Origin of the sequence: Falsiruegeria mediterranea M17 (assembly GCF_900302455.1) — a bacterium.
Classification (GTDB): Bacteria; Pseudomonadota; Alphaproteobacteria; order Rhodobacterales; family Rhodobacteraceae; genus Falsiruegeria; species Falsiruegeria mediterranea.
Map to the genome: position 1 here is coordinate 16,606 of NZ_ONZG01000012.1, position 24,600 is coordinate 41,205.

22 protein-coding genes are annotated in these 24,600 nt (G+C 58.3%); 5 read left to right on the forward strand and 17 right to left on the reverse strand.

Going from position 1 to position 24,600, the window contains the following annotated elements; translation table 11 throughout:
* Positions 1-22 precede the first annotated feature (22 nt).
* The 9 genes from TRM7615_RS20220 to galE form a co-directional block, all read right to left on the reverse strand.
* Positions 23-856, reverse strand: a complete 834-nt coding sequence (locus TRM7615_RS20220; protein ID WP_108791111.1) for an ATP-binding cassette domain-containing protein — start codon at positions 854-856, stop codon at positions 23-25.
* The gene (locus tag TRM7615_RS20225) at positions 853-1,851 is read right to left on the reverse strand and encodes an ABC transporter ATP-binding protein (protein WP_181893280.1); all 999 of its coding nucleotides are present in this window, start codon (positions 1,849-1,851) and stop codon (positions 853-855) included. Before TRM7615_RS20225 ends, TRM7615_RS20220 begins: the two co-directional genes overlap by 4 nt.
* On the reverse strand, positions 1,848-2,975 hold the full coding sequence (locus tag TRM7615_RS20230) for an ABC transporter permease (RefSeq protein ID WP_108791113.1): 1,128 nt from the start codon (positions 2,973-2,975) through the stop codon (positions 1,848-1,850). Before TRM7615_RS20230 ends, TRM7615_RS20225 begins: the two co-directional genes overlap by 4 nt.
* 4 nt (positions 2,976-2,979) lie before the next feature.
* On the reverse strand, positions 2,980-3,984 hold the full coding sequence (locus tag TRM7615_RS20235) for an ABC transporter permease (protein WP_108791115.1): 1,005 nt from the start codon (positions 3,982-3,984) through the stop codon (positions 2,980-2,982).
* Positions 3,985-4,052: 68 nt separating this feature from the next.
* Positions 4,053-6,095: an ABC transporter substrate-binding protein gene (locus tag TRM7615_RS20240; RefSeq protein WP_108791117.1), complete on the reverse strand. Its 2,043-nt coding sequence runs from the start codon at positions 6,093-6,095 to the stop codon at positions 4,053-4,055.
* A gap of 69 nt (positions 6,096-6,164) precedes the next feature.
* Positions 6,165-7,007 (reverse strand): DeoR/GlpR family DNA-binding transcription regulator, encoded by an 843-nt coding sequence (locus TRM7615_RS20245; protein WP_235824153.1) that lies wholly within the window; start codon positions 7,005-7,007, stop codon positions 6,165-6,167.
* Positions 7,008-7,145: 138 nt separating this feature from the next.
* Positions 7,146-8,801: a sulfatase-like hydrolase/transferase gene (locus TRM7615_RS20250; RefSeq protein WP_108791119.1), complete on the reverse strand. Its 1,656-nt coding sequence runs from the start codon at positions 8,799-8,801 to the stop codon at positions 7,146-7,148.
* A gap of 96 nt (positions 8,802-8,897) precedes the next feature.
* Entirely contained in the window at positions 8,898-10,343 is a 1,446-nt protein-coding gene (locus TRM7615_RS20255; protein ID WP_108791121.1) for a mannose-1-phosphate guanylyltransferase/mannose-6-phosphate isomerase, read from the reverse strand.
* A 76-nt stretch (positions 10,344-10,419) separates the two neighbouring features.
* Positions 10,420-11,403 (reverse strand): UDP-glucose 4-epimerase GalE, encoded by a 984-nt coding sequence (gene galE, locus TRM7615_RS20260; protein WP_108791123.1) that lies wholly within the window; start codon positions 11,401-11,403, stop codon positions 10,420-10,422.
* 327 nt (positions 11,404-11,730) lie between these two features.
* Here galE and TRM7615_RS20265 point away from each other — a divergent pair, with 327 nt between their 5' ends.
* From TRM7615_RS20265 to TRM7615_RS20280, 4 genes are all read left to right on the forward strand, one after another.
* Positions 11,731-12,009 (forward strand): potassium channel family protein, encoded by a 279-nt coding sequence (locus TRM7615_RS20265; RefSeq protein ID WP_235824154.1) that lies wholly within the window; start codon positions 11,731-11,733, stop codon positions 12,007-12,009.
* An 89-nt stretch (positions 12,010-12,098) separates the two neighbouring features.
* A complete protein-coding gene (locus TRM7615_RS20270; RefSeq protein ID WP_108791127.1) occupies positions 12,099-13,175 on the forward strand; it encodes an AI-2E family transporter in 1,077 nt (358 codons plus the stop codon).
* Positions 13,172-14,236 (forward strand): HlyD family secretion protein, encoded by a 1,065-nt coding sequence (locus tag TRM7615_RS20275; RefSeq protein ID WP_108791129.1) that lies wholly within the window; start codon positions 13,172-13,174, stop codon positions 14,234-14,236. Before TRM7615_RS20270 ends, TRM7615_RS20275 begins: the two co-directional genes overlap by 4 nt.
* Positions 14,226-15,245 carry a DUF2955 domain-containing protein gene (locus TRM7615_RS20280; RefSeq protein ID WP_108791131.1) on the forward strand — a complete coding sequence of 340 codons (1,020 nt, stop codon included), beginning with the start codon at positions 14,226-14,228 and terminating at the stop codon, positions 15,243-15,245. The genes TRM7615_RS20275 and TRM7615_RS20280 overlap by 11 nt, the downstream gene beginning before the upstream one ends.
* A gap of 12 nt (positions 15,246-15,257) precedes the next feature.
* Here TRM7615_RS20280 and TRM7615_RS20285 read toward each other — a convergent pair whose 3' ends face one another.
* From TRM7615_RS20285 to TRM7615_RS20320, 8 genes are all read right to left on the reverse strand, one after another.
* Complete coding sequence (locus tag TRM7615_RS20285) at positions 15,258-16,187, reverse strand: LysR family transcriptional regulator (protein ID WP_235824155.1); 930 nt, start codon at positions 16,185-16,187, stop codon at positions 15,258-15,260.
* A 44-nt stretch (positions 16,188-16,231) separates the two neighbouring features.
* Positions 16,232-16,906 (reverse strand): DUF1028 domain-containing protein, encoded by a 675-nt coding sequence (locus TRM7615_RS20290; RefSeq protein ID WP_108791133.1) that lies wholly within the window; start codon positions 16,904-16,906, stop codon positions 16,232-16,234.
* 60 nt (positions 16,907-16,966) lie between these two features.
* Positions 16,967-17,383 carry a RidA family protein gene (locus tag TRM7615_RS20295; protein WP_108791135.1) on the reverse strand — a complete coding sequence of 139 codons (417 nt, stop codon included), beginning with the start codon at positions 17,381-17,383 and terminating at the stop codon, positions 16,967-16,969.
* Between the two features lie 12 nt (positions 17,384-17,395).
* Positions 17,396-18,508: an aromatic ring-hydroxylating oxygenase subunit alpha gene (locus TRM7615_RS20300; protein ID WP_207775251.1), complete on the reverse strand. Its 1,113-nt coding sequence runs from the start codon at positions 18,506-18,508 to the stop codon at positions 17,396-17,398.
* Between the two features lie 2 nt (positions 18,509-18,510).
* Positions 18,511-19,692: an aromatic ring-hydroxylating oxygenase subunit alpha gene (locus tag TRM7615_RS20305; protein WP_108791137.1), complete on the reverse strand. Its 1,182-nt coding sequence runs from the start codon at positions 19,690-19,692 to the stop codon at positions 18,511-18,513.
* A gap of 23 nt (positions 19,693-19,715) precedes the next feature.
* Positions 19,716-20,984, reverse strand: coding sequence for a flavin-containing monooxygenase (locus tag TRM7615_RS20310; protein WP_108791139.1), 1,269 nt, complete (start codon positions 20,982-20,984; stop codon positions 19,716-19,718).
* 186 nt (positions 20,985-21,170) lie between these two features.
* Positions 21,171-22,613, reverse strand: coding sequence for a phosphonoacetaldehyde dehydrogenase (gene phnY / locus TRM7615_RS20315; protein ID WP_108791141.1), 1,443 nt, complete (start codon positions 22,611-22,613; stop codon positions 21,171-21,173).
* 112 nt (positions 22,614-22,725) lie between these two features.
* Positions 22,726-23,520 (reverse strand): glycoside hydrolase family 25 protein, encoded by a 795-nt coding sequence (locus tag TRM7615_RS20320; RefSeq protein WP_108791373.1) that lies wholly within the window; start codon positions 23,518-23,520, stop codon positions 22,726-22,728.
* Between the two features lie 193 nt (positions 23,521-23,713).
* Here TRM7615_RS20320 and TRM7615_RS20325 point away from each other — a divergent pair, with 193 nt between their 5' ends.
* Positions 23,714-24,565 carry a D-amino-acid transaminase gene (locus TRM7615_RS20325; RefSeq protein WP_108791143.1) on the forward strand — a complete coding sequence of 284 codons (852 nt, stop codon included), beginning with the start codon at positions 23,714-23,716 and terminating at the stop codon, positions 24,563-24,565.
* Positions 24,566-24,600 lie beyond the last annotated feature (35 nt).

A 24,600-nucleotide genomic window follows, 5' to 3' on the forward strand; every position in this document is an offset into this window, starting at 1 on the left:
CGGCATTGGACCTTTGCGCGCGTCACCCCACCGCGGGTGCGCGCGACTTTTGATCCGGGTCCAGCGATGGGATCGCCGCCAGCAAGTTTCGTGTGTATTCCTGTTGCGGATTGGCAAAAAGCTCGCGCGTGGGGGCGCTTTCAACGATCTTGCCGTGGTACATGACCACCACGTGGTCGCAGGTATGAGCCACCACCGACAGGTCGTGGCTGATGAACATGAAGGTCAGCCCTAGGTCCTTTTGCAGCGACTTGAGCAGGTTCAGAATGTCCGCCTGAATCGAAACGTCCAAGGCCGCCACACATTCATCCGCGATCACGAACCGAGGGTTGCTGGCCAGTGCCCGCGCAATGGATATCCGCTGCCGCTGACCACCCGAAAACGCATGCGGATAGCGCCGCAGATGCTCCAGGTTCAGACGGCACTTTCCGGCAATCTCGCGCACCCGCGCATCGGTTTCCTCGCGCGATTTGGTCAGGCCCATCACCTCGAGCGGTTCGGCGATGATGTCACGTACCGTCATGCGCGGGCTAAGCGCGGCGTAAGGGTCTTGAAAGATCAGCTGCGCCCGGCGGCGGTATTCTTTCAGATCGCCGGGCGACATGTTGGTCAGATCAAACTGCACCTCGCCATCGTCATATTCGGCCTCACCCCCGGTGATATCGACCGCGTTGAGCAGCGCGCGACCGAGGGTCGTCTTGCCCGATCCACTTTCCCCCACAACGCCCACAAAGGCCCCGCGCGGGATTTCGAACGACACATCGTTGACCGCCTTGAGCGTTTTTTTGTTGAAGATCTTGCCGCCGATGGAGAACTCGACCGACAGATCCTTGGTTCTGATCAGGGGTTTGGTCATGGCAGGCTCGGTACGTCTTCGGGGAACAGAGCCGCGAAATGACCGGGGCTGACCTCGGTCAAGGGCGGGCGTTCGGTTTCATAGCGGGATCCCGGTTGTAGTTCCGGGTTGCGGGGGTGGAACACGCAGCCGTTGGGACGTTCCAACGGCGAGGGGATGTCACCAGGGATGGGCGTCAATGGCGCGTCCAGATCATCAAGCCTGGGCAACGCGTTTAGCAACCCGCGCGTATAAGCATGAGCCGGAGTGCGGATCACATCGCGCACAGGGCCACTTTCCAGGATACGGCCAAGATACATCACCGCCACCTTGTCGGCGGTCTGGGCCACCACGCTCAGATCATGAGTGATGAAAATGATGCCCATACCAAATTCGGACACCAGATCGCGCATCAGGTCCAGCACCTGCGCCTGGATGGTAACATCAAGCGCCGTAGTTGGCTCGTCCGCGATCAGCAGCTTGGGTTTTGTCGACAGCGCCATGGCGATCATCGCCCGTTGGCGCATACCACCCGACAGTTCAAACGCGTATTGGCCGAACCGGATCGCAGGGTCGAGAATGCCGACCCGATCCAGCATCTCGATCGACAGGTCCTTGGCCTGCTTCTTGTTCATGTTGGTATGGATCAACAGCTGCTCGACCATCTGGCTGCCGATGGTCATGGCCGGCGCAAAGCTGGCCATGGGTTCCTGAAAGATCATGCTGACCGCTCCGCCGCGCACGACCTGCATATCACGAGGCCGCTTCAGCCCCATCACATCAACGGGTCCATCGTCCAGATGCAGAGTGATCCGACTGTCGGATCCATAGACAGTGTTGCGCGCGTTCAGCTTCATCAATGACTTGGCCGTCACCGACTTGCCCGAACCGCTTTCGCCCACCAGCCCCATCACCTCACCCGGTTTCAGCGAGAACGAGACGTCATCGACCGCAGTCACCAGCCCCTCGTCGGTCTTGAACTGAACCGTCAGGTTTTTAACGTCGATCAGGCTCATTTGCGGGTCTCCGAATAGGGATCGGCGGCGTCGCGCAGGCCGTCACCCACGAATACAAACGCCATGACCAGCGCGATGAAGAAGATGACCGGAATGAAGTACCATTGATAGTTCAACAGCACGTCCGCCTTGGTCACGTTCTGCAGCATCACGCCAAGGGAGTTCACGGGATCCTTGAGGCCCAAACCGATGAACGACAAGGCCGTCTCGCTCAGCACCATGTAAGGGAAAGAGATCACCAGATCGACAATGATGTAACTGGTGAAACTGGGCAGCAGATGACGGCGGATAATGTGGCTGGGTGAGGCTCCGCACAACCGGGCCGCAAGCACATACTCCTGATTGCGCTCTGTCAGCAGATGGGTCCGCACACGGCGCGCCAGCGTCGGCCAACCGATGAGGCCAAGGATCATCGAGATGAAGAAGAACCGCGTTTCTGCCGACCATTCCGGCGGGATAAAGGCCGCAATCGCCATGAACAGCGGGATCGCAGGCACTGTTCGGATGGCATCGGTCACCATCTGTATCACGCTATCGAGCCAGCCACCGTAGTAGCCAGAAATACCGCCGATCACGAGCGCCAGCACGAATGAGATGACAACCCCCATCGTCCCCACCTGCAACGAGGTCCAGATCGCATGAAGGGTGCGACTGAAGATATCTTTGCCTGCGCTGTCTGTGCCGAACAGATGGACATACCCCTCATCCATTCCAAAAAGATGGATGTTGCCCGGAATGAAGCCAAAGAGCTTGTAGTCGTCGCCCTTCACAAAGAACTGCATGTATCGGCGTTCGTCTTTGTTGATCTTTTCAACCCAGCGAAAGTTCGTCGCCAAGGACCGTTCGCGCGTGACGGTGTATAGGAACGGGCGCATGGAACAGCCGTTTTCATCGCAGAACTTTGGGATCTGCGGGGCGCCATTCAGGTAATCCTTATCGCGGCCCGCAACGGTCGGGTCATAGGGCGACAGGAAGGGCGCAAACATGCCCGACAGGATCAGCGCCAGCAAAACACATGCGGCAATCATCGCCGCCTTCTGCTTTTTGAAGCGGGCCCAGATCAGCTGCCCTTGCGAGGCGGTGAAATAGGCTTCTTTTGCTTTTTGATTTGTGGCTGTGGTCATCGGCCTACCTCAGGATGCTTTTGCGGACGCGCGGGTCGATGACCGCAAGCAGCATGTCCGTGAGAAAGTTCAGCGTCACAATCGATGCCGTGAGCAGGAAGATGATCGCGCCGGCAAGCTGTTGATCGTTTGACCGCGCCAGGGATTCCAACAGCAACGAACCAGCTTCGGTCAGCGTCAGGATCAGCGCGACGATGGGCAGCTCGTTGAAGATCCGGTTCAGGTCGAACCCCAGCGAGTTCACAATCGGCCCCAGGGAATGGCGCGCCGGATAACGCCACAGCAACCGGACACCGTGAATGCCGCGCGCCTCGGCGGCGGTGACATAGAGCTTGCCAATCTCATCAGACATCAGGGCGCGCACGGTTTGCAGGGCAAAGGCAGTGGCAGACCAACCCAAAATGAAAATCGGCAACCAGGCGTGGCTGAGCAAGTCAACGAACTTGTCCCACGACCACGGCGCGTCCTTGTATTCGGGTGAAAACAGCCCGGTCAGCGTCTCACCAAAGTAGACGGTTGAAACCAGCATGATCATCAGAGCCAGCAGAAAGTTCGGCATCGCCAGACCCAGATAGCTGACGATCCGCAGCGAGTTGTTCAGCAGCGCATTGCGCGACGCAGCCGAGATGATGCCCACGGGAATGGCAATCGCATAAGCCAAAATCAGCGAACCCAGACAAATCCAGAGCGAGATCCAGAACTTGTCACCCAACAGCTGCGCGATGTTCACCCGCAGGATACAGCTGTCACCGAACTCACCGCGGAAAGCACCGCTTAGCCAACTGGCCCACCGGGTCAGGAATGGACGATCCAATCCCAATCGGACGCGCTCGGCTTCGATGTCGGCAAGCGTGATCGCCGAACCTTGGGTGTTTTTGTAGGCCAGATACCGTTCGGCACAGTCGCCGGGCACCAGCTCCATCAGCGAAAACACCACGAGTGACACGATCATCAACGTGATCAATGCCATCACCGCACGGGTTGCCGCAAATCGGGCGAATTGGAACATCTTTATCCCTCGGGGTATTGGAAAACGGGCGCGAACGCCCGCTTTCGTAGCTTGTTGTCAGAACCCGGTTACTCGGTCAGGAACCACTGCGCCGGACGGTACGGATAAGTCCGGTAGAATTCATAAGACTGCGTCTTGAACTCTTCGAAGTTCTGCAAGTTGTTCGAGTGATAGATCGGCGCAGGTGCGTTGACGGTACCGATGAACAGGATCTGGCTGGTCATGATCTCGACCATCTGCTGTGCAGCCGCGACCGAGGCGTCTGTGCCCGGTTGAGATGACTGGTACGTATCCAGGGCGCCCTTCAGGTCGGCAACCCATGCGGGCGGCTCGACACCGTTTTCACCGTTCGAGCTGATGTATTCAGCCCACAACATCGCTGTGCGCACGTCAAAGTAGCCATCAAACGGCGGCACCCAGATTTCACCATCGCCCAGGATGGAACCGGCCGGCTGGCCTTTGCCCCACATGGTGATGTCCAGCTGGTTCGACGACTGCGCCGAGCGGAACTCGTCCGAGGTCACTTCTTTGATAGTGGTTTTGACACCAACATCGGTCCAGTTCTGCGCGATCAATTCGACGAACTGGGCCGAGCTGGCCTGGGTCGAGAACTGCCAATCCACCACAAAGGGCGAGCCATCGGGCAGATCACGTGCGCCATCGCCGTCCTTGTCGACCAGACCCATCTCATCCAGCAGGGCGTTGGCGCGATCCGGATCAAAACCGGCCTCGTGATCCGACCACTTGGCGTCGATGAAACCGGGACGCGGCGAGAAGCCGATGTATTGCGTCGGCGTACCCAGACCAAAGGCCGTGACCTCGTTCAACTCGTCGCGGTTCATCGCAACCGACATGGCGGTGCGGAAACGGATGTCGTTGAAGATCGCGCGGCGTGCTTCATCCTCGGCAGTCACGTTGAACGCAATTGTCGGGCTTGCAATGCCCGGCTTGACGTCAACGGTGTAGTTGCCCTTTTCCTGGCCTTCCAGCAGCACCGGAGCCGAGGTCAGGTTGATCGCCTGCGATTTATAATCGACTTCGCCGTTCAACAGTTTCAGCGTGCGAACCTCTTCGTCGCCCACATAGATCTCGTCCATTTCCGAGATATAGGGCAGCTGGTTGCCTGCGGTGTCGACCTGGAAGAAGTAGGGGTTGGCGACATAGTGACGGCCTTCGGTCGTCTCTTTCACCAGGATGTGGCTTTCCAGGGTCGGCATGGTGTCACGCGGCAGGCCGGCCAGCTTGTCACCGGCGGTCAGCATCGGCGACGGCGTGTCCATCCAGTCCGAGTTGCCGTAGTAGGCTTTGATCAGGTCATAGCCGCCTTCATACCCAAGCGCCTTGGCATTTGCATCCGCCTGATCATTCAGGGCCGGGTGGAACTGCTCAAAGAAGTGCTTGGGCTGGAACGGCTGCACATAGGTGAACGAGAAGGTCTCGATCAAACCAGGCTTGGGCGCTTCGAGGGTGAAGGTGACGGTAACGTCATCGACGGCTTCGACCTTCATCGGCTTGCCGCCGGCCAGGGCATAATCCTTCGCCTCGGCAATGACATTGGTGTCCATCATCAGGTTGTTATACCAGAACGCGACATCTGCTGCGGTGAACGGAGCACCGTCCGACCATTTGTGACCCGCGCGCAATGTCACGGTAAGCTGGGTGAAATCATCGTTCCACGCCCAGGATTTGGCGACGTTGGGCACAACAGTCTGCAGGTCGTCGGAATAGCGAAACAGGTTCACGTGGCGCACCGACAGGAAGTCCGAAGTGCCGGATTCCGTGGCGTTCGACAGCGCGTCCAACTGGCCGCCATAAGAGCCGATTGCGTCGTAAGGTGCGACAACCAGCGGCTCGGACGGCAGACGGTCCGCCAGCGCGGGCAATTCGCCGTTGCCACGGATGCGGGTGTTCAGATCACCAATCGCCGGGTTGGCCGCAAAGGCCAGCTCGCACGACGCAGCGCCCTGGAATTCGGCCAGTTCGAATTGCTGCGGGAACGCGCCTGAGGCGACCCCCTGCATGTCCGCCACGGTGACGGCCGGGCAGCTTGCAGCCGCGGCCATGCCCGGCAGGGCAAAGGCGGCGACGCCGGATAGAAGAAGCTTTTTCATGTTACCTCCTGTTGAGAGTTGAGGGGGAGCGGTTGACCCGCGACTTGCCCCGGTTATTGGCGTTATGTTTCACTTTTTTGACAGGCTCTGAGCGATCCGAACCTCGATCCCCCAACCATCAAGCGCCTCAAGCAGCCCGACGTCGGGGGATTGGTCCGTCACTAGGTGAGTGACGTTTTTGGGATCACAGGCCACCATCGGGGCCCGTGTGCTGAACTTCCGGCTGTCGGCCGTGACCACGGCCTTTTCGCTTTGGTTGGTCAACACGCGAGTCAACGACGCCTCGTCCGGATTGGACGCCAGAAACCCGTGCTTGGCCGAGATCGCATCCGATCCGAAGATCACCAAATCATAGTTGAACTGGCGCGCGAACTCTTCCGTCGCACTGCCAAAGGTGCCGCGCTCGGATGGCAGGATTTCACCCCCGGCCATGAACACGCGGTTGTTATTGTGATCTGCGAGCGCCGCGACCGCGGCAATGGAATTTGTCACCACAATCAGAGATTTACGCTCGCGTAGCTGTTCGGCGACATAGGTCGTGGTCGACCCGACATTGATGAAAACGGTCATCCCATCCTCAACCAGATCAAGCGCCGCACGTGCGATTTCGGTCTTTTCAGAGGAGTTCTGTTCCAGCGCGCCAGAGTACATCGGCGTGTCCGGAGAACCGCGCAGATAGGTGCCACCATGAACCCGCTCGACCCGCCCGGCCTGGGCCAATCCCTTGACCAGACGACGCACGGTTTCCTCGGACACGCCCATCACCTGGGCGATCTGGGCGTTGCGTGCGGACCCGCCAAGACGAGCCAGAACATTCAACAGTTCGTGCCCCCTATGTGGGATTTTGTCGGCATCACTTTCCATGGCAGCAATGAAACACACAAAACCATTCGAAAAGCCATAAAAATCCATATGAATTTTTTATGACGCCGGTTTTCAAGGGAAATCCCGGCGCTTTCGTGTGGATTTCCCCCACATTCGGCGAATCAAAAGCACGAAAAAACCCGCCGTTAGACGGCGGGCTTTCATTTGCACACGGACGGGTGCAGACTATTTGTAGGTGATCGTCTTCTCGACGACTTCGGGCGGCAATTCCCGCTCGTCATAGACGCCAATGAAGATCCCCACCGATGATGACGATCCCGTACGCTTGCCTTCCAGGTACTCCGAACTGACGGTCGTTCGCTGCGACGGGCGGCGGGCCCATTCGGACAGGCGGTCCATGAACATCCCAACGATTTCAGCGTAATCCGGGTCAGCCCCCAGATCGTTCAGCTCGTCCGGGTCGTTTTTCAGATCGAATAGAAGCGGTCGGAAGCCACCGTCGGCAAAGACGAACTTCCAATCCTTGTTCGCCAGCATGAACAAGCGAGCCTTTTTCGGATCAAGATCCAAGGCTGCTGCTTCGGGCGTGGCCGAGTAGTCGTATTCGCTTACCGCAAATTCGCGCCATTTGTCCGGGGTCTGACCATACAAGTATGGCAGCAGAGAACGTCCTTCGAGCACATGGTCAGGCACGTCCCCGCCCGCCAGATCAACAAATGTCGCCGCCAGATCGATGCTTTCAACAAGCGCATCGCAAACCGTGCCACGGGTCGCTTCCGCCTGCTCGGAAGGGTCATAGACGATCAACGGCACCCGAACAGAAGGATCGTGGAACAGGTCCTTTTCTCCCAACCAATGGTCGCCCAGATAATCGCCATGGTCCGAGGTCACGACGATCATGGTGTCGTTAATATGCCCGGTCTCTTCCAGCCATTGGAACAGGCGTCCCATCTGATCGTCGGCTTGCTTGATCAGCCCCATGTAAGCTGGGATCACCTTTTCCCTCACACCGGGTTTGCTGAATGTCTGCCCGATCTCGTTCTGCATGAACTGCTCGTAAACCGGGTGCGTGTCTTGCAATTCGGCCTCAGACCGTACGACCGGCAAGACCTGATTGGCGCCGTACATGTCGTGGTAGGGCGCGGGCACGATATAGGGCCAATGCGGTTTGATGTAGGAGAGGTGGCACATCCAAGGGCCTGCGCCCTTTGCATCCTGTGTTTTGATGAACTCCATTGCCTGCGAAGTCAGCCAAGGCGTTTCACTGTCTTCCTCGCAGATGTTGGCTGCCTTGTCTGCATGGCGCATGAACCAGCCCGAGGCGACATTGCCATCCTCATCGACGCCCGCATTGGCATTGTGTTGCCACGGGTTTTCGGCCTCGTATCCCTGCCCCTTGAGGTATTCGTTATATGGCGAGCGCTTCTTGTCATAGAATCCCTTGGGCCCCTCGCCCCACAGCCCGTCATCGCGCAGGAACACGTCGAACCCGCATTCAGCCACCCGCGCACCGATAATCCCATCACGCGAGATACCAAGGCGGTCCATGCCCTCGTGGTCCACACTCATGTGGGTTTTTCCGATCAGCCAGCTGTCCATGCCGCGCGCGCGCAGATGGTCGCCCAACGTGACCTCGCCAACCTTGAGCGGAAAGTTGTTCCAGGCTGCGCCGTGGCTGTGCACATAGCGCCCGGTGTAAAAGCTCATCCGCGAAGCGCCGCAGATGGGCGATTGCACGTAGCAATGCGAAAACCGCACGCCCTTGGCGGCCAGTGCATCCAGATGCGGGGTTTCAAGGGTCGGGTGTCCGGCGCAACCGAGGTAATCATACCGCAGCTGGTCGAACATGATGAACAGGATGTTCTTGGCCTTTCGGCTCATGATGGTGTCTCCACGATGCCAAGCACGCGCCACAGGGCACGCACAGATAAGGCAAGGTCGTCACCAATTTTGCAACCGTCAAGCTTAACTTGCTAACTAGTCGCGGGCATAGACGTCCTCGTACCGGATAATGTCATCCTCACCCAGATAGGACCCGGTTTGGATCTCGATCAACACCATTGGCACCTTGCCCGGGTTTTCCATCCGGTGCACGGCCCCCAGGGGCACATAGATCGACTGATTTTCAGAAACCAACGTCACAGTGTCATCGACAGTCACCTTGGCCGTGCCTTCGACCACGATCCAGTGTTCCGAACGGTGGTGATGGCTTTGCAGGCTGAGCGCGGCACCGGGGTGCACCATGATGCGCTTGACCTGAAACCGCTCGCCAATCACCAGACTTTCAAACCAGCCCCAGGGGCGATGATCCTTGCGGAACAGCTCGGCCTGTTTGGCCTCTTTTTTCTTGAGCGCGGTTACCGCCTTTTTCACGTCTTGTGCGCGGTTGGCATCCGCCACCAGAACCGCATCGGCCATGGCAACGGTCACAATATCCTTGAGCCCGATGCCCACAACCTCGATGCTGCTGTCTTCGGATCTGAGCATGGTGTTTTCGCAGTCGATCGCTGTTGCGGCCCCCGATAAGGCCACGCCACCTTCGGCTTGCTCCATCTCGCGCCAAACCGCATCCCAGCCGCCCAAGTCGGACCAACCATGGTTGAATGGTACGGCCCCGATATTGTCGGCCTTTTCCATCACCGCATAATCGATCGAGATATCCTCGAGGTTCTTCCAAGGCTCCCCCGCCAATCGGAAAAAGCCCAAGTCGGTCTTGCCCTCGACAAGCGACTGGCGGACATGGTCCACCATGTCGGGCATGTGCTGTTCAAAGGCCGCAATGATGGTTTCAGGCGCAAACAGGAACAGGCCCGCGTTCCAAAGATGCTGGCCCGAGGCCAACATGCGCGCCGCGTTGTCTGCATCCGGCTTTTCCACAAACTTGCTGAGCGGGATGAACCCACCCTCGCCTTCATCCGGCTTGCGCGAGAGCTCCAGATAGCCATAGCCCGTCTCGGCCCGGTCCGGCACCACGCCAAAGGTGATCAACTGTCCGTTGCGCGCCGCCTCGGCCCCGCGCGCCACCATGGCACGAAACGCCTCGTTGTCCGGGATGGCATGATCCGATGGCGCGACAAGCATCAATCCACCCTGATCCTGCTTCTGCATCCAAAGCGCTGCCGCCAGGATCGCAGGCGCGGTGTTGCGCCCTTCCGGCTCTAGCAGGATGGCACCAGGATCGATCCCGATCTCCATCAACTGTTCGGTGACAATGAACCGGAAATCCGAATTTGTCAGAACGATGGGGGCATTGAAATTCTGGCCGCTCATCCGCTCCGCCGTGCCCTGAAACAGCGACCGGTCGCCGATCAGGTTGGCAAATTGCTTGGGATAGCTTTTGCGCGACAAAGGCCACAGTCGTGTTCCAGACCCCCCGCACAGAATGACCGGAGTGATTTTGTCACTGAAATCAATGGCACTCATGCGGATCTATGACCTCTGATTGTTCTACACATATTCTTATCGGTCGGACCTTGGCTTCACAACACGTGACCTACCCTTACCGATCATAGTGTCCGGTCTGGTGCCAACGCCAGGCATCTGCAATCATTTGCTGCATGGTCGAACGTGTCGGCGTCCAGCCCAGCTCGGTCGTGGCGCGGTTGCTCCCCGAGACCAGCTTGGTACAGTCGCCAGCCCGACGTGGGCCAATCGAATAAGGCACCTCACGATTGGTGACCGTACGGCTTTGTTCAATCACCTCCATCACGGAAAACCCGGTGCCCGTGCCCAGATTGAACACTTCGCTTCCTTTGCCCTCTTCCAGCCACTTCAGACCCAGAACGTGAGCATCCACCAGATCACAAACGTGAACATAGTCGCGGATGCATGTCCCGTCCGGCGTATCGTAGTCCGTTCCAAAAACGGTCAGCGCGTCACGCTTGCCATCGATTGCATCCAGCATCAGCGGCACCAGATGTGTTTCGGGTTGATGAAACTCGCCCACTTCTGCTTCGGGGTCGGCGCCGGCAACGTTGAAGTAGCGGAAAATGACAGAGCGCAACCCATACGCCATCTCGAAATCGCGCAGGATGTTTTCAACGCCGCGCTTCGAAGCCCCATAGGCGTTCAGCGGCAATTGGGTCGTGTTTTCGTCCAGCACGACGTTGTCGTGTTCGCCGTAGGTCGCGCATGTTGACGAGAAGACAAAGTCCAGACATCCCGCTGCCACGGCCGCCTCGATCAACGTCAGAGACCCGCCAACGTTGTTCGCCCAATAGCGGCCGGGCTGGCTCATCGCTTCGCCGACCTGACTGAGAGCCGCGAAATGCATCACTGCGGCGGGTTGGTATTTGGCAAACACCTCATCCAGCCGCGAGCGATCGTTCAAATCGCCTTGCTCGAACGGACCGAACTTGACCGCATCCTGCCAACCGGTGACCAAATTGTCATACGTAACAGGAATGTAGCCTGCACGTTCAAGCGCTTTGCAGGCATGTGAACCAATATAACCTGCGCCTCCAGTCACCAAAATATGGGCCACGCGAACAATCTCCGAAATTGACTAACACCGGTCTGTTAACATTGCGATTGCAATGTCGCCAATGCCAAATTCAAACTGATCAAATGTTCCTCGTCAGTCCTGGCCTTTGGCACTGTCAAGATCGCCCAATCAACCTAGAGTTTGACAACGCACCTTACCCACGCTTAACTGGCGAAACTCTTCCCAATGCAAGGACTTACCTCGGCTTTCGCGTGTCGAACACGCCGCACCGAGGCTAAAACAACTGTGTCAAACGGGGACGGAATATTCATGGGTGCGCTCAAAAGTATTTTTCGCGGGATCAATTTGGCGTTCAGAGATGGGCGCGTGAAAGCCATTCTGGTGGTGACCTTCGGCATGATCCTATGGGCCTCTGTTTTTTATCGCCTTGTCGAAGGCTGGAGCTGGCTTGATTCCATCTATTTCTCTGTCGTGACCATATCGACCGTCGGGTTCGGAGATTTCTCGCCGGAAACGGCAGCGGGAAAGATCTTCACGATGTTCTACATCCTGATCGGCTTGGGGATCTTTGTTGCCGCTGCAACGACCATCGCAAACACGATTCTTACCCAATCTGGTGACAGCGATGGCAACGGGGACGTTTGACGAAAGTTGACGCCCAAATACCCAAACAAATGTTCATATGATGATTTTTGAGTGTAACATCTAAAAAACAAACTTCGTGGAGTGATGGAATGGAAAAGACTCAGGACGCAAAGATCATCGATCTCGCAATACGCTTATTGTTTCTTGGGTTATTCCTCTACAGCGCCCTTGTCATGATCGCGCCATTGGCCAGTGTGGTCATCTGGGCCGCCATTTTGTGTGTGGCGCTCTATCCGGCCTTTGATTGGTTGCAATCCAAACTGGGCGGTCGCAAGGGGTTGGCATCGACAGTTCTGGTTCTGGTCGGCTTGGGGCTGACGCTGGGGCCAGTGGCAACCGCCGTGTCCGGCGCGGCCGAACTTGGTTCCGAGTTTTCCGAGCAAGCCGCCAGCGGTCAACTTAAGATCCCCCCCGCACCTGAGGGGCTAAAGGATCTGCCTGTGGTTGGGAGCAAGCTGGCAGACGTCTGGTCATTGTTCGAACGCAACCTTGATGCGGCGATGGCGAAATACGGACCCCAAATCCTGGATGTCACCAAAACCCTGTTCAGCAAGGTTCTGGGTATCGGCATCGGGCTTTTGGCCTTGGCCCTGTCCGTGATCATAATGGGTGCACTGTTTGGGCCCGGCCCGCAGGTGGTGCAAGGTTTGCAGCGTTTTGCCAATCGCGTTTTTGCCCCCCGCGGCGGAGAGTTTGTGACCCTGGCCGGTGCGACCATCCGCAATGTGACCAAAGGGGTGATCGGGGTTGCGGCCATTCAGGCCTTTGTCATTTGGGTTCTCTTGACAGTATTCGGGATCTCTTCCGCCGCAACGCTGGCCTTTATCTGCTTGATCTTGTCGATCATCCAGATCGGGCCCGGCCTCGTCCTGTTGCCACTGATCATTTACGCGTGGAGCTCGATGTCAGGTGGGTCCGCCCTGATCTTTACCGTCCTGGCCATTCCCGCAATGATCATGGACAGCTTCCTGCGGCCTGTCTTTATCTCAAAGGGTTTGGAAACCCCGATGCTGGTCATCCTGATCGGTGTTCTCGGCGGTATGATGGCATATGGCCTGGTTGGCGTCTTCATGGGGCCGGTGTTGTTTGCAGTTTTCTATGAGTTGTTCAAAGTCTGGATTGAAGCACCAGCACCTGAGGATGCCGAAGAAGGTGTCACAGAATGAGAAAGACGATCTGGAGCACCCTTGCGGTCATTTTGATCTTTCTGATCTGGTACCTGGCCGCTGATCGCCAAACACCGTTCACCGGCAACGCACGGGTCAAGGCAATCGCAACCCAAATCGTGCCGCAAGTCACCGGCACCGTGACCGAGGTTCTGGTCGAGAACGGTCAAATCGTCGAAGCTGGCGATGTCTTGGTCCGCATTGACCGCAGACCTTATGAAATCGCCAAATCAAAGGCCGAGGCCGATCTGGAATCCGCGACGCAAGACGTTGGTGCCTCGTCCGCCGAAGTCAGCGCCGCGCAAGCAAAACTTGCACGCGCGCAAAGCGATCTGGACACGATCCGCATTCAAAGCGAGCGGGTGTTTGCACTTGAGAAGAAAGGCCTGGTGCCGATTTCGCAGGCTGACAATGCGCGCGGGCAACTGGCTGAATCGGTGGCTAATTTCGAAAACGCCCAAGCCGATCTGGAAAAGGCCAAGCAACGTCTGGGCAGTGAAGGATCCGAAAACCCCAAGATCCAGCGCGCCCTTGCCGCCTTGGCCGAAGCTGAACTGGACTTGGAATGGACTGAACTGCGAGCACCCGCAACCGGGGTGGTTTCCAACCTTCTGATCGCTCCGGGCACCTATGCGCGATCCGGCCAGGACCTGCTGACCTTTTTGGACGCCACCGACATCTGGATCGAGGCCTACTTCACCGAAAACAATCTGGGTCGAACCAAAATCGGTTCGACGGTCGAAGTGGTGCTGGATATGCACCCAGGTCGGGTCCTTCCTGGCGTCATCGAAAGCTTTAGCGCTGCAGTCTCTGTCAGCGGGGGTGACGTCGCTGGCGATCTGGCATCTGCCCCAAGCACCAAGGGTTTCCTGCGCGAACCCGAGCGTTTCCCTGTGCGCATCGTTCTACCCGGCTATGAAGCCGGAAATGCCGAGGATGATTTGAGATTTCAACTGAATGGCCAAGCTGACGTGATCATGTACCTGGGCGACAATGGCCTACTGAACATGGTCGGACGCGCCTATATCCGCTTGGTTTCGATCATGACCTATGCGTACTGACGACCGAAGTTCGATCCTGCGTCTGTCCTATGGCGTGACGCTGGCCTTTGGGCTTGGCTTGTTGCTGGACTGGCCGCTGGCCTACATCGGGGCGGTGTTTGCTGCCCTGTTCCTGCAGGCCCCGGTTGGGTTGCCGCTTGCGGCCTTTGGCAAGCTCTTCGTTTTCTCGATCGGCTTGATGTTCATTTCCTTCGTGCTGTCTGCGATCTTTGCCCCCTATTCGGTGGTCTTTCTGATCCTGGTCGCCATCGGAATCATATTGTCCTTTGTTTGGTCCGTTTCCGGGGCGGGGGTATTGCCCGGCGTCATCGCCTTGATGGGTGCGTTGATGATCCCGAACCTGATTTTACAGTCTCAAGATCTGGCATTTGTCCTGGTGATCTGGATCCCCCTGAACCTGTTTTTTGCGGGCTGCGTGGCCACATTGATGTTCACGCTCATCCCCGCCACGCCCCCTTCAGAGGCCGCCCGAAAACAGGCTCAGGCCGCGGCGGACTTTGACTCGGCACGGCGCATCTTCAGGATGTCGATGGTTACCGTGCCCTTTGCCATGGTGTTCTTCCTGTCCGGCTCATCAGCGCTGTTGGTACTGTTCTTTGTGGCCCTGCTCAGCCAGCAGTTGGCCGCGATGCCCTCGGCGGGCAAAGCGGTGGCCAAGGCGATGTTGACGGCCAACCTGTTGGGCGCTGCTGTGGCCATCATCTGCTACGAGATCAATGTGATCGCCCCGGTGCTTGTGACCCCCATCCTTCTATGCCTGTTTTTCTGCCTTACCTTGGGCACACTGGGAAAAACCGGCACTCCTCTGGCTGCGGCCGCCGGGTCTGCCATCACAACGGCACTTGTCGTCTATGGCGGAACGATCGCCCCCTATTCCGATGACGCCGATGTCAAAAGCATTGTCCGGGTCGCCCAAGTTGCCACGGCAGCCATATTCGTGATCCTAGCCTATGTGGTTGTTGACGAATTTTGGCCTGAGCAGAAGCAGAAAAAAGCCCAAGCGACCTGAGAAAACCCCAGCTTAGTCCACCAATCGCTTGCGACAATGGTCCACAAAAGCGGCATGAGTGCTGCTGCTGGTGGCGCCGGGCACCCCCAGCACGCCCATGACGATGTACCTCAACTCGCCGACCAGCGGGATGAATCTGAGCGGTTTTCCATCCGGCGACGTGTCGTTCAGCGGACGAGAATTGACGATCGAAAACCCGTACCCATTGGCAACAAGGCTGCGCATCACCGCCATGTCCCGCGTCCGTTCACTGATCACCGGGCGCAACCCCTCGCGCGAAAAAAAGGATTGGAAGTATTCGGAACTGATCGGCAGATCCAGCAGCACCATCGGATGGGGCGCCAGATCATGTATCGTCAGGCTCTCACTGTCAGCCAAAGGGTGCTCGGGCGCCAAAAGGACATATGGAGGCAATTCCTTGATGGCGTGAAACTCCAGATCAGGTGGCAGGTTCAGATCATAGGTGACGGCCATGTCGATCTCGCCCCGGCGCAACGCCGCAAAGATTTCGGTTTGGGTCATCTCGATCTGCGAGGTTTGAACCGCCGGAAACTGCTCTTCGAAACTGCGGCGCAACCCTGACAACACGATCTGGGCAAAAGATACCAGACAGCCCAATCGCAAAGGCCCCTGCACGGTGCTGGACACAGACCCCGCCAGACGTGTCATTTCTGTCGCTTCGGTCAGCACCTTGAGGGCCTGCGCGGCCAACGTGCGCCCTGCTTCTGTCATCTTCAGCCCCTGCGCGCGATTTCGAACAAAAAGCGGCAAGCCAAGCTCAGACTCGAGCTGAGATATCGCGGTTGAAATCGACGGCGGCGAGACGTTCATCTTCTGGCTTGCCGCGGCAATGCTGCCGCATTCTCCGGCAGCGACAAAATACTCCAGCTGGCGCAAGGTGAATCGGATTGGCATGATCGAGCTTTCAAAAGGCCCGGTCATGGTGGCGCAAGCATCCTGCGCCGTCCAGACCACATCGCATGGAATCAATCGTCTCCAGGCACGCCGTAAGACGGGGCTTCGCGCGGGTCCAGGGCACGTTGCACATAGGCGTCGATCTGGGGTTTGTAGACCTCCCAGGCTGTTGCAATATTCTCGATTGGACAGTCTTCGGACCAGTCGCAACGCAAATCAACGATCGGCCAATCCACGCGATCCACAATTTTCATCCCTGCCGAATGCACCGGCCCAGCCTCGCCGCCTGCCGCAAGTCCGGCCCGCATGGCGGCAATCAAACGGTCACCCAGATGACCTGCGGCGCCTTCGAATCCGTCAACGATGGCTTGACAGATGCCGTCATTGGCCAAGAGGTTGCCGCCCGACGCCACATCGCGCCCCTGGGCTTGCGTCCAGATACCCAAAGAATTCGGGCCCGAATGGATCGCGGTGTTTCCCTGTTTGTCGACGGCCAACACTTGCCGGTATTCGATGAAGCGCCCCTGCTCTTGAACGCTTGCGATGGCCTCTTCCGCGGTCGCACCCGCCTCCATCAGGTCCAAGGCCAATGGGCCAAGCGCCGGGTCGGTGACATTCTGTGACGCAACCGCCCCAACCCCGGCGCGCGCAAAGGCACAGCGTGCGGCAACCGCCGGAGACGAAGACGAGATCGCCATGCCAAACATGCCTGTTTCGGCACATCGCGCCACCAGAGAAAACGTCATACTCGCCTCATCCTTCTTCAATTGTCTTTACGACCGGGAACAAATTGCCCCATGTTCCGATCAGTCCGGGATCACGGCGGTCCCGTCAATCTCGACCAGCCAGTCAGGCCGCGCAAGCGCCTGCACCACCAGGCCGGTCGATACCGGGTGCACGCCTTTGATGTATTCGCCCATGGTGCGGTACACCGCCTCGCGGTGTCGCACATCTGTGATGTAGACGACGACCTTGACCAGATGGCTCATGTCGCCGCCGCACTCTTCGATCAATTGCTTGATGTTCTGCATCACCTTGTGTGTCTGCTCGACCGGGTCGTGGCTGTCGATATTGACGGCATCATCCAGGTTTTGCGGGCACTGGCCACGCAGATAGACGGTCTTGCCACCCTGGGTGACAACGGCCTGACACAGGTCGTTGTCCAGGTTCTGCTCGGGGTAGGTGTCCGAGGTATTGAACTTGCGGATGCGTGTATGGGCCATCTTTTTTCCTTGTTAGGCGACGCATTGCGCGCGATCTTGTTTGGCCAGCCACAACTGAAAGTCGCGGATCGTGCCTTCGTAGTTGTCTTCGGCCAGTGGCCCGGACAAAGCGTGCGCAGAATTCAGGGCGACCTGCATCCGCTCCAGCTTCTCCCGGTCCTCGCGGTTCACGTTTTCCCAAAGCGCGATGCGGCTGGCGATGGTTTCATCATCCAGATCATCCCCATAAGCCGACATCGTCCATTTCACCCGTATCTGACCCGCATTGAGGGGGAAGATACTGATCGACACCAGCAGGCTGGCAGCCTGGCTGGCCACCTGGGTCGGGAACACCGAAAACAGGGTCGAGCGCAGACGTTCGTCGTCGGTAAGGCCCGGCGCACCATAGCCTCGGGACGGAATATTTTTGGGATAGTTTGCCGCGTAAGAGGTGAACCCATCGCCCCCCAGCAGCTTGCGTGCCAGACCGGTTGGCGTATAGCCATGCAGGGTTTCAGGATGCACGACTGACAGGTGGTACCCTTCCATGAAGTTCTCAACGAGACACTTCCAATTGGTGTTCCATATCTCTTCGGCGACGTGCACCAAACGGAACGACTCGCTTTCATAGTTCGCCAACAGGGCGTCGAGTTCCGGATATTCAAAGGGAGCCGCATCAGCGTCCAGATTGACGTAGATGAAGCCGTTCCAGATATGAACATTGTGCCGGTGCAGGCCGCATTTCTTGGCGTCAAAGCCTGCGTTTTTCATCCGCGCCGCACGCATCAGAGCCCCATCCAGATCATAGGCCCAGGCGTGATAAGAACAGACAAAGCGTTTTGTCTGACCGCGCCCCTCAGCCAGGGGCATGCCACGATGGCGGCAGACGTTGGCCAGCACCGCGACCTCGCCATTGGATTCACGCACAACAATCAGCGGCTCGTTCAAAAGCTGTGTGGCAAAGTAATCGCCAGGTTCCGGCACCTCATCCACCCGGCCCAGGCAGTGCCACCCGCGACGCAAGACCGTTGCGGCTTCATGCTGAAACTGGGACGAGTCGCTGTAGAACGCGCCAGGCATGCACATCGGGCGGTCGGCTGGCAGGGCGGCTAGCTCCTGCAACTGCTTGCTTAGTTCGCTGTACATCTTCAGGCCCCCTCCTTGGCGTCAGAATTTGCGATCTTGGGTTCAAAGCTGGGATCGACCCGGCTCATCAGGTATTGCGCAAAGTCGAAGTTCGGCCGCTCCAGATGCGACAGGTGGCCGGGCTCGGCCCCATCTGCACACAAGCCGCGATAGACCTTTTCGGTGCAGCCGCGATCCTCGACGTTCACTTCGTCCAACAGCGTCTTCAGCTCGGTCAGGTTCTGCTGCGCCTCGGCATCGTCGGCATAATCGTCGGACATGCCGCCGCCAAAGCGGATCTGAACCTGCGACGGGCCTTTGGGGTGCAGGCTGAGGTACCAGAAATAGCCCGGCGTCAGCGTGATCAGCAGGCTGGGATAGATCGCCAGCAGGAATGTCGTGCGCCGCTCATCCCCCTGCAAGCGGTCATTGCTGGGGTGCGCCATGGCAATCCGCAGCGTCTCATCCTTTAGGATGGTGTGATAGTTGAACGCTTTGCGACCCGGTGGGCAGATCATCTCGTCCAGCCGCGACAGCCCGCCGATGGTACCAGCGTGACAGACCGGCAGGTGATAGCTTTCCATGAAGTTCTCGGCCAGCACCTTCCAGTTGGTGTCCCAAAGATGCTCTTCGAAAAAGGTCTCGGTGTAGTTGGTCATGTCGTAGCCTTTGACCAGCTCCTCAACCTCGCTCAGTTGCTCTGCCACGGGCTCAGCATCCGGGTTCAAGGTGATGAACACCCAACCCAGCCACTCCTGACATGCGATCGAAGGCAGGGCATAGTCATCCTTGCAGAACCCTTTGTTCCCGTTCATTGCAGGCGCACCGCGCAAAGAGCCGTCGAGGTTGTAGGTCCAGGCGTGATAGGGGCAGACGATTGACTTGGTCTTGCCGCGCCCATGCAGCAGCGTCGACATCCGGTGGCGGCAGACGTTGGAATAGGCCCGCAATTCGCCATCTTTGTCCCGCAGGACGATGATGGGCTGATCCGCCAGTTCACAGGTCACATAATCGCCAACTTCGGCCAGAGAACTGGCGCGACCAACGCAAAACCAGTCTTTCTTGAAGATGTGCTCGATCTCTTCGGCCAGGAATTCGTCAGTATAGTAAACCGACGGCGGCATGGCGCGGGCTTGATCAAAGGGCGCCGACACATTCTTGCGCAGCGCATCAACGGGGTTTTCGATGGGGTCAAAGACGGTCATCTCAATTCTCCTCTCTTGGCGCGTTATTCGGCGGCTGCTGGGATGGTGTCAGGGGAATAATCGCGATAGTTTTTCTGGATGGCTATCTGATCTGCGACATAGGCGGCGTCGTGCCAGACCCCCCAGATAAAGGTTGAACCGCGACGCGATTGCCACGGAAGCCCAAGAAAATAGATACCCGGCTCGGGCGAGACGCCGCGCTGATGCAGCGGCGCGCCGGAGCCGTCAAACGCATCGACCTGCATCCAGCCGAAGTCCTGACGGAACCCCGTGGCCCAGATGATCGTGGTGATTCCCTCAGCCTCGAGATCCAGCTCGCGGATCGGGTTTGTCATGCTGTCCGGGTCCGACAGCATGGTACGCGCCTCGGGCTCCAGAGGCAGATCCAGACCCATCTTTTCGGCATAGGCGTCCGCCTGATCCAGCATGTCGATGTAATTGGCATCGCCTGCCGCAATATTCTCGCAAAGATCGCTGTCGATCGTCAGCTTGCCGTCCGCATAGCCGCTTGCTCGTCCCAGCAGCGTCATGCCGTCATGCGCCAAGCGACGGAAGTCCACAGTCTTGCCTCCCTGCGCGCCGCTGACAGAAATGGTCACGTGCTCGGTTCCCGGCTCTTTGGCCGGAATGTCCCACAGGCCCAAAACGCCCAGCCACCAGCAATAATCGCGATCGCGGTAGGCGCGCGGCGGGCGGTCATGCGGACCAACGCACAGGTATGTCTTGCGCCCGGCGCGCTGCAGCTCGTCCGCGATCTGACCGCCAGAGGACCCCGCCCCCACAACCAGCACCGCGCCATCAGGCAGGTCATTCGGGTTGCGATAGGTCGAGGAATGCATCTGGGTCAGGTCCGCGCTTTCCGGCACCAGAGGGGGGATGACTGCGTGCTGGAAGGCGCCAGTGGCCGCGATGACCGAGTTCGCCTCGATCACACCGTCCGACGTTTCGACAGTGAAACCCGCCCGCCCCTCGTTCCGTTTCAGTGACGTGACCTCGACCCCGGTGCGGATCGGTGCCTTGATCATTTCGGCATAGGAATTCAGGTAATCCGCCACCTCTTCTTTGGGTGGAAAGGCGTCTGCGCCCGAGGTGGTGAAATACAGGTTCGGAAAACGGTCATGCCATGCGGGACCATTGGCCACCAGCGAGTCCCAACGGCGCGACCGCCAGGCTTCGGCCACACGATGTTTCTCTAGCACCAGATGAGAGATCGAGTTGCGGCTCAGGTGTTCGCTCATTGCGATCCCGGCCTGACCGGCACCTACGACCAGGGTATCGACAAATTCCACCATCTCGCTTGGCTCCTCTAGCTATGACAGAGGCGACCCTGCCACGTCATGAAGAAGCTCAAAAGAATAGTCTCTCTTGGTGGGAATTAGGCGTTGCCTAATTTGAACATCGCCTATTGCTAATGGCTGGAAATTTGTGCGTCCATTTCACCAGAGCGTGACACAGCAATTGACCAATGGCGCAGGCGTTCAACCCGGCCAAGGCAGAGAGTAAGTCTTGACGTTGGTGAAGAACTTCATTGCTTCGATAACGCCCTCTTTGACGCCATTTCCACTGTCCTTGATGCCCCCAAAGGGGGACATTTCGATGCGATAGCCGGGTTGCTCCCAGATGTTGCAGGTGCCCACGTCCAAACCGTTGATGTAGGCAATTGCGCGGTTCAGATCGTTGGTGCAAACGCCGGATGACAGGCCAAAAGCCGTGCCATTCGAAATGTGCATCACCTCTGCATCGTCATCCGGCACGCGTACGATGGGGATGACGGGACCAAAGGTCTCTTCCATCACCAGCTCGCTCTTGTGTGGCACATGGTCGACCACGATGGGCGGCAGCAGCGCCCCTGCACGCTTGGGGTGGTAAAGGATGTTCGCGCCCATCTCGGCTGCGGCCAACACCCGATCTTCGAACAGTTTTGCGGCGTCCGCATGGATCACACAGCCCAGCTGCGTTTCGGGGTCTCGCGGGTCACCAAAGCGAATGGCTTTGGCCTGTTCCACAACAAGGGACACAAATCGATCCGCGACGCTTTCCTGCACCAGAATACGTTTGATCGCGGTGCAGCGTTGACCCGAGTTGCCGGTCGCCCCCGCGACGGCCAGTATGGCCGCCTTGCGCAGATCATCCTCGTCCAGGTCATTGCAGACGATCAGGGGATCATTACCGCCCAGCTCCAGCGCCTGACGTTTATAACCCGCCTTCTGCGCGATCAGCTTTCCAACTGGCACACCGCCGGTAAAGGTAATTACGTCGATGTGGTCGTTCGTCACCATCTCGTCCCCGATATCACCGGGCCACCCAGTGACCACCTGAAACATCTCGGGCGGCAGCCCGGCCTCATACAGGATGTCGGCAAGTGCAATTGCCGTCAGCGGCGTCAACTCGGTCGGTTTGCACACCATGCAATTGTTGGTGGCAATGGACGGCGCGATCTTATGACTGACCATATTGAGCGGATGGTTGAATGGCGTGATCGCCGAGATCGCCCGAACCGGTTCACGCATCGTGTAAATCTTGCGCGCCTTGCCGTTGTGGGTCAGATCGCAAGAGAACACCTCGCCATCGTCGTTCAGCGCCTGGGCAGCCGCGAATTGAAACACATCCTGCGCGCGCTTGGTTTCATAGATCGAATGCTGGTGGCAAATGCCCAGTTCCAGTGTCAGCCATTTCGCCAGATCGTCCCGCTTTTCCCCGATCAACTCGGCCGTACGACGCAGGATCTGGCTGCGCTCGTGGCGGGTCAGCCCGGGCTTGTAATTTGCCGCAATTTCAAAGGCCCGTGCAGCATGATCCGCCTGCCCTGCCGGAACGGTGCCCACGACTTCATCCGTGTAGGGGAAATGCACCGGTATCGTGTCTTGGGTAAACACCACCTCGCCACCGATCCGCATCCCCTCGTGTCGCAGGTCCGCCATGCTGTCCGCTCCGTCTTTTCTTGTTGGCCCATCATGACACTAGCTGTGACGTCACGCACACATAAGAGCCAAGGCAGAGCCGCCTATAGCGCCAAACTTGTAACGGTTTTGTTTAACCCGCCCACTCCAACCAGTGCTCGGGCGAGCTGCGAAAGACGTTGATGTCCACATTGCCTTCGATCCCCGGAACAACGCCTGTGCCGGTGTATTGCCAGAACGTCCAGTTCTGACGGGGATAGACCTCGCGCGGGTGCCCCGCCACCGAACGCAGCCAGAACTGCGTTGCACGCAACTTGCCAATGCCAGTGTCGCGGTAGAAATCGACGGTCGTGTACACGATGGGACGCTTCCCATAGTGACGCTCAAGGATGCTCAGAAACTTCAACGCCTCGGACCGGACGGTCGCCCCATCAGGGCGCTTGGTGCAGGTGCGTGAATGTGGGGTCCACTCCATATCCAGCACATGTGGCAGGGCATTTGGGTCTTTGGGCACATTGCGAATGAACCAGCGCGCCTGCTCCTCGGCAGTGCGGCAGAAATAGTAATAATGATAGGCGCCATACCGCACGCCGGCCCGTTTGGCCCCATCTCTGTGCAGTTCGAACTTGGGATCAGCAACGTCGCCGCCTTCGGTCGCCTTGATAAAGGCAAAGCTCACGCCGGAATTGCGCGCGGTGCGCCAGTCGATCGCGCCCTGCCAACGGGAAATGTCGATGCCATGGACAGGATAGGCGCGCGGCGACCGGCCCTCCCATTCATGCGGGTCGCTGTCGCCGAACTTGGGATATGTCACCACAGGCCCGCCAACTGGGGTCACCCGGGCGGTTTGAGGTTCCGGCGCACGCTGTCGAGACCCGCAGGACATCAGTGAAATCGCCAACAGACACAAACCAAGATACTTGAACATCAATCCCTCCGGCCCTTGGGCAAATCGGCCCGCCTGACCACATAAGATGACGTGTGTCGCGGGATTGACCACCTCTTTTTCGCGCACCGCTAACTTTTGGTTGGTTCCTGCCGGTGCTGTCATGTGTTTGCCTTCGGGGCCACATGCCCGCATAACCCTTTGGAACTTTCGAACTCAGCTTCAGGACAGTCCCATGACCCGCACCGTTTTCGTCAATGGCAGCTTTGTGCCCGAGGATCAGGCCACCGTTTCGATCTTTGATCGCGGCTTCCTGATGGGGGATGCGATTTATGAGGTTACGACCGTCATCGACGGCAAGCTGATCGAGTTTCCGGCTCATATGGCCCGGCTCGCCCGATCGCTGGCCGAAATCGAAATGCCGTTTGAGGTCGACGAAGACGCGCTGCTGGCGATGCACCACGAGTTGATCGCGCGCAATGATCTGGACCAGGGCATGATCTACATGCAGGTCAGCCGCGGCCCGGCAGATCGCGATTTTGTCTATCCTGCGGATCCGAAACCCACGCGGATCGCGTTCACCCAGTCGATCCCGTGGCTGTCGATGCCCTTCATCGAGACCGGGTTCAAGGTCGTATCCTGCCCCGACAAACGCTGGGGTCGCCGCGACATCAAGACGGTACAGATCCTGTGGACCTGCATGAGCAAGGTCGACGCACAGCGCAAGGGCGCCGATGACGTCTGGTTTGTCGAGGATGGGCTGGTGACCGAAGGGTCATCCTGCAACGCCTTCATCATCAAGAACAACCGGATCATCACCCGCGCCCTGTCCCACGACATCCTGCACGGCGTCACCCGCGCGGTCATCCTGAAGTTCGCCAAAGAGCAAGGACTGGAAGTCGAGGTACGCGGTTTCTCTGTCGAGGAGGCGCAGCAGGCCGACGAGGCCTTTGTCACCGCCTCCCCCCTCTTTGCAACCGGGGTGGTCGAGCTGGACGGGGTTACAATCGGATCTGGCAAACCCGGCCCAATGACGATGCAATTGCGCGAAGCTCACATTCGGGAAAGCCTAAAAGACGGACTCTGAGCCGCTTTCTGTTTGCCAAAGAAAACGCCCGGGGA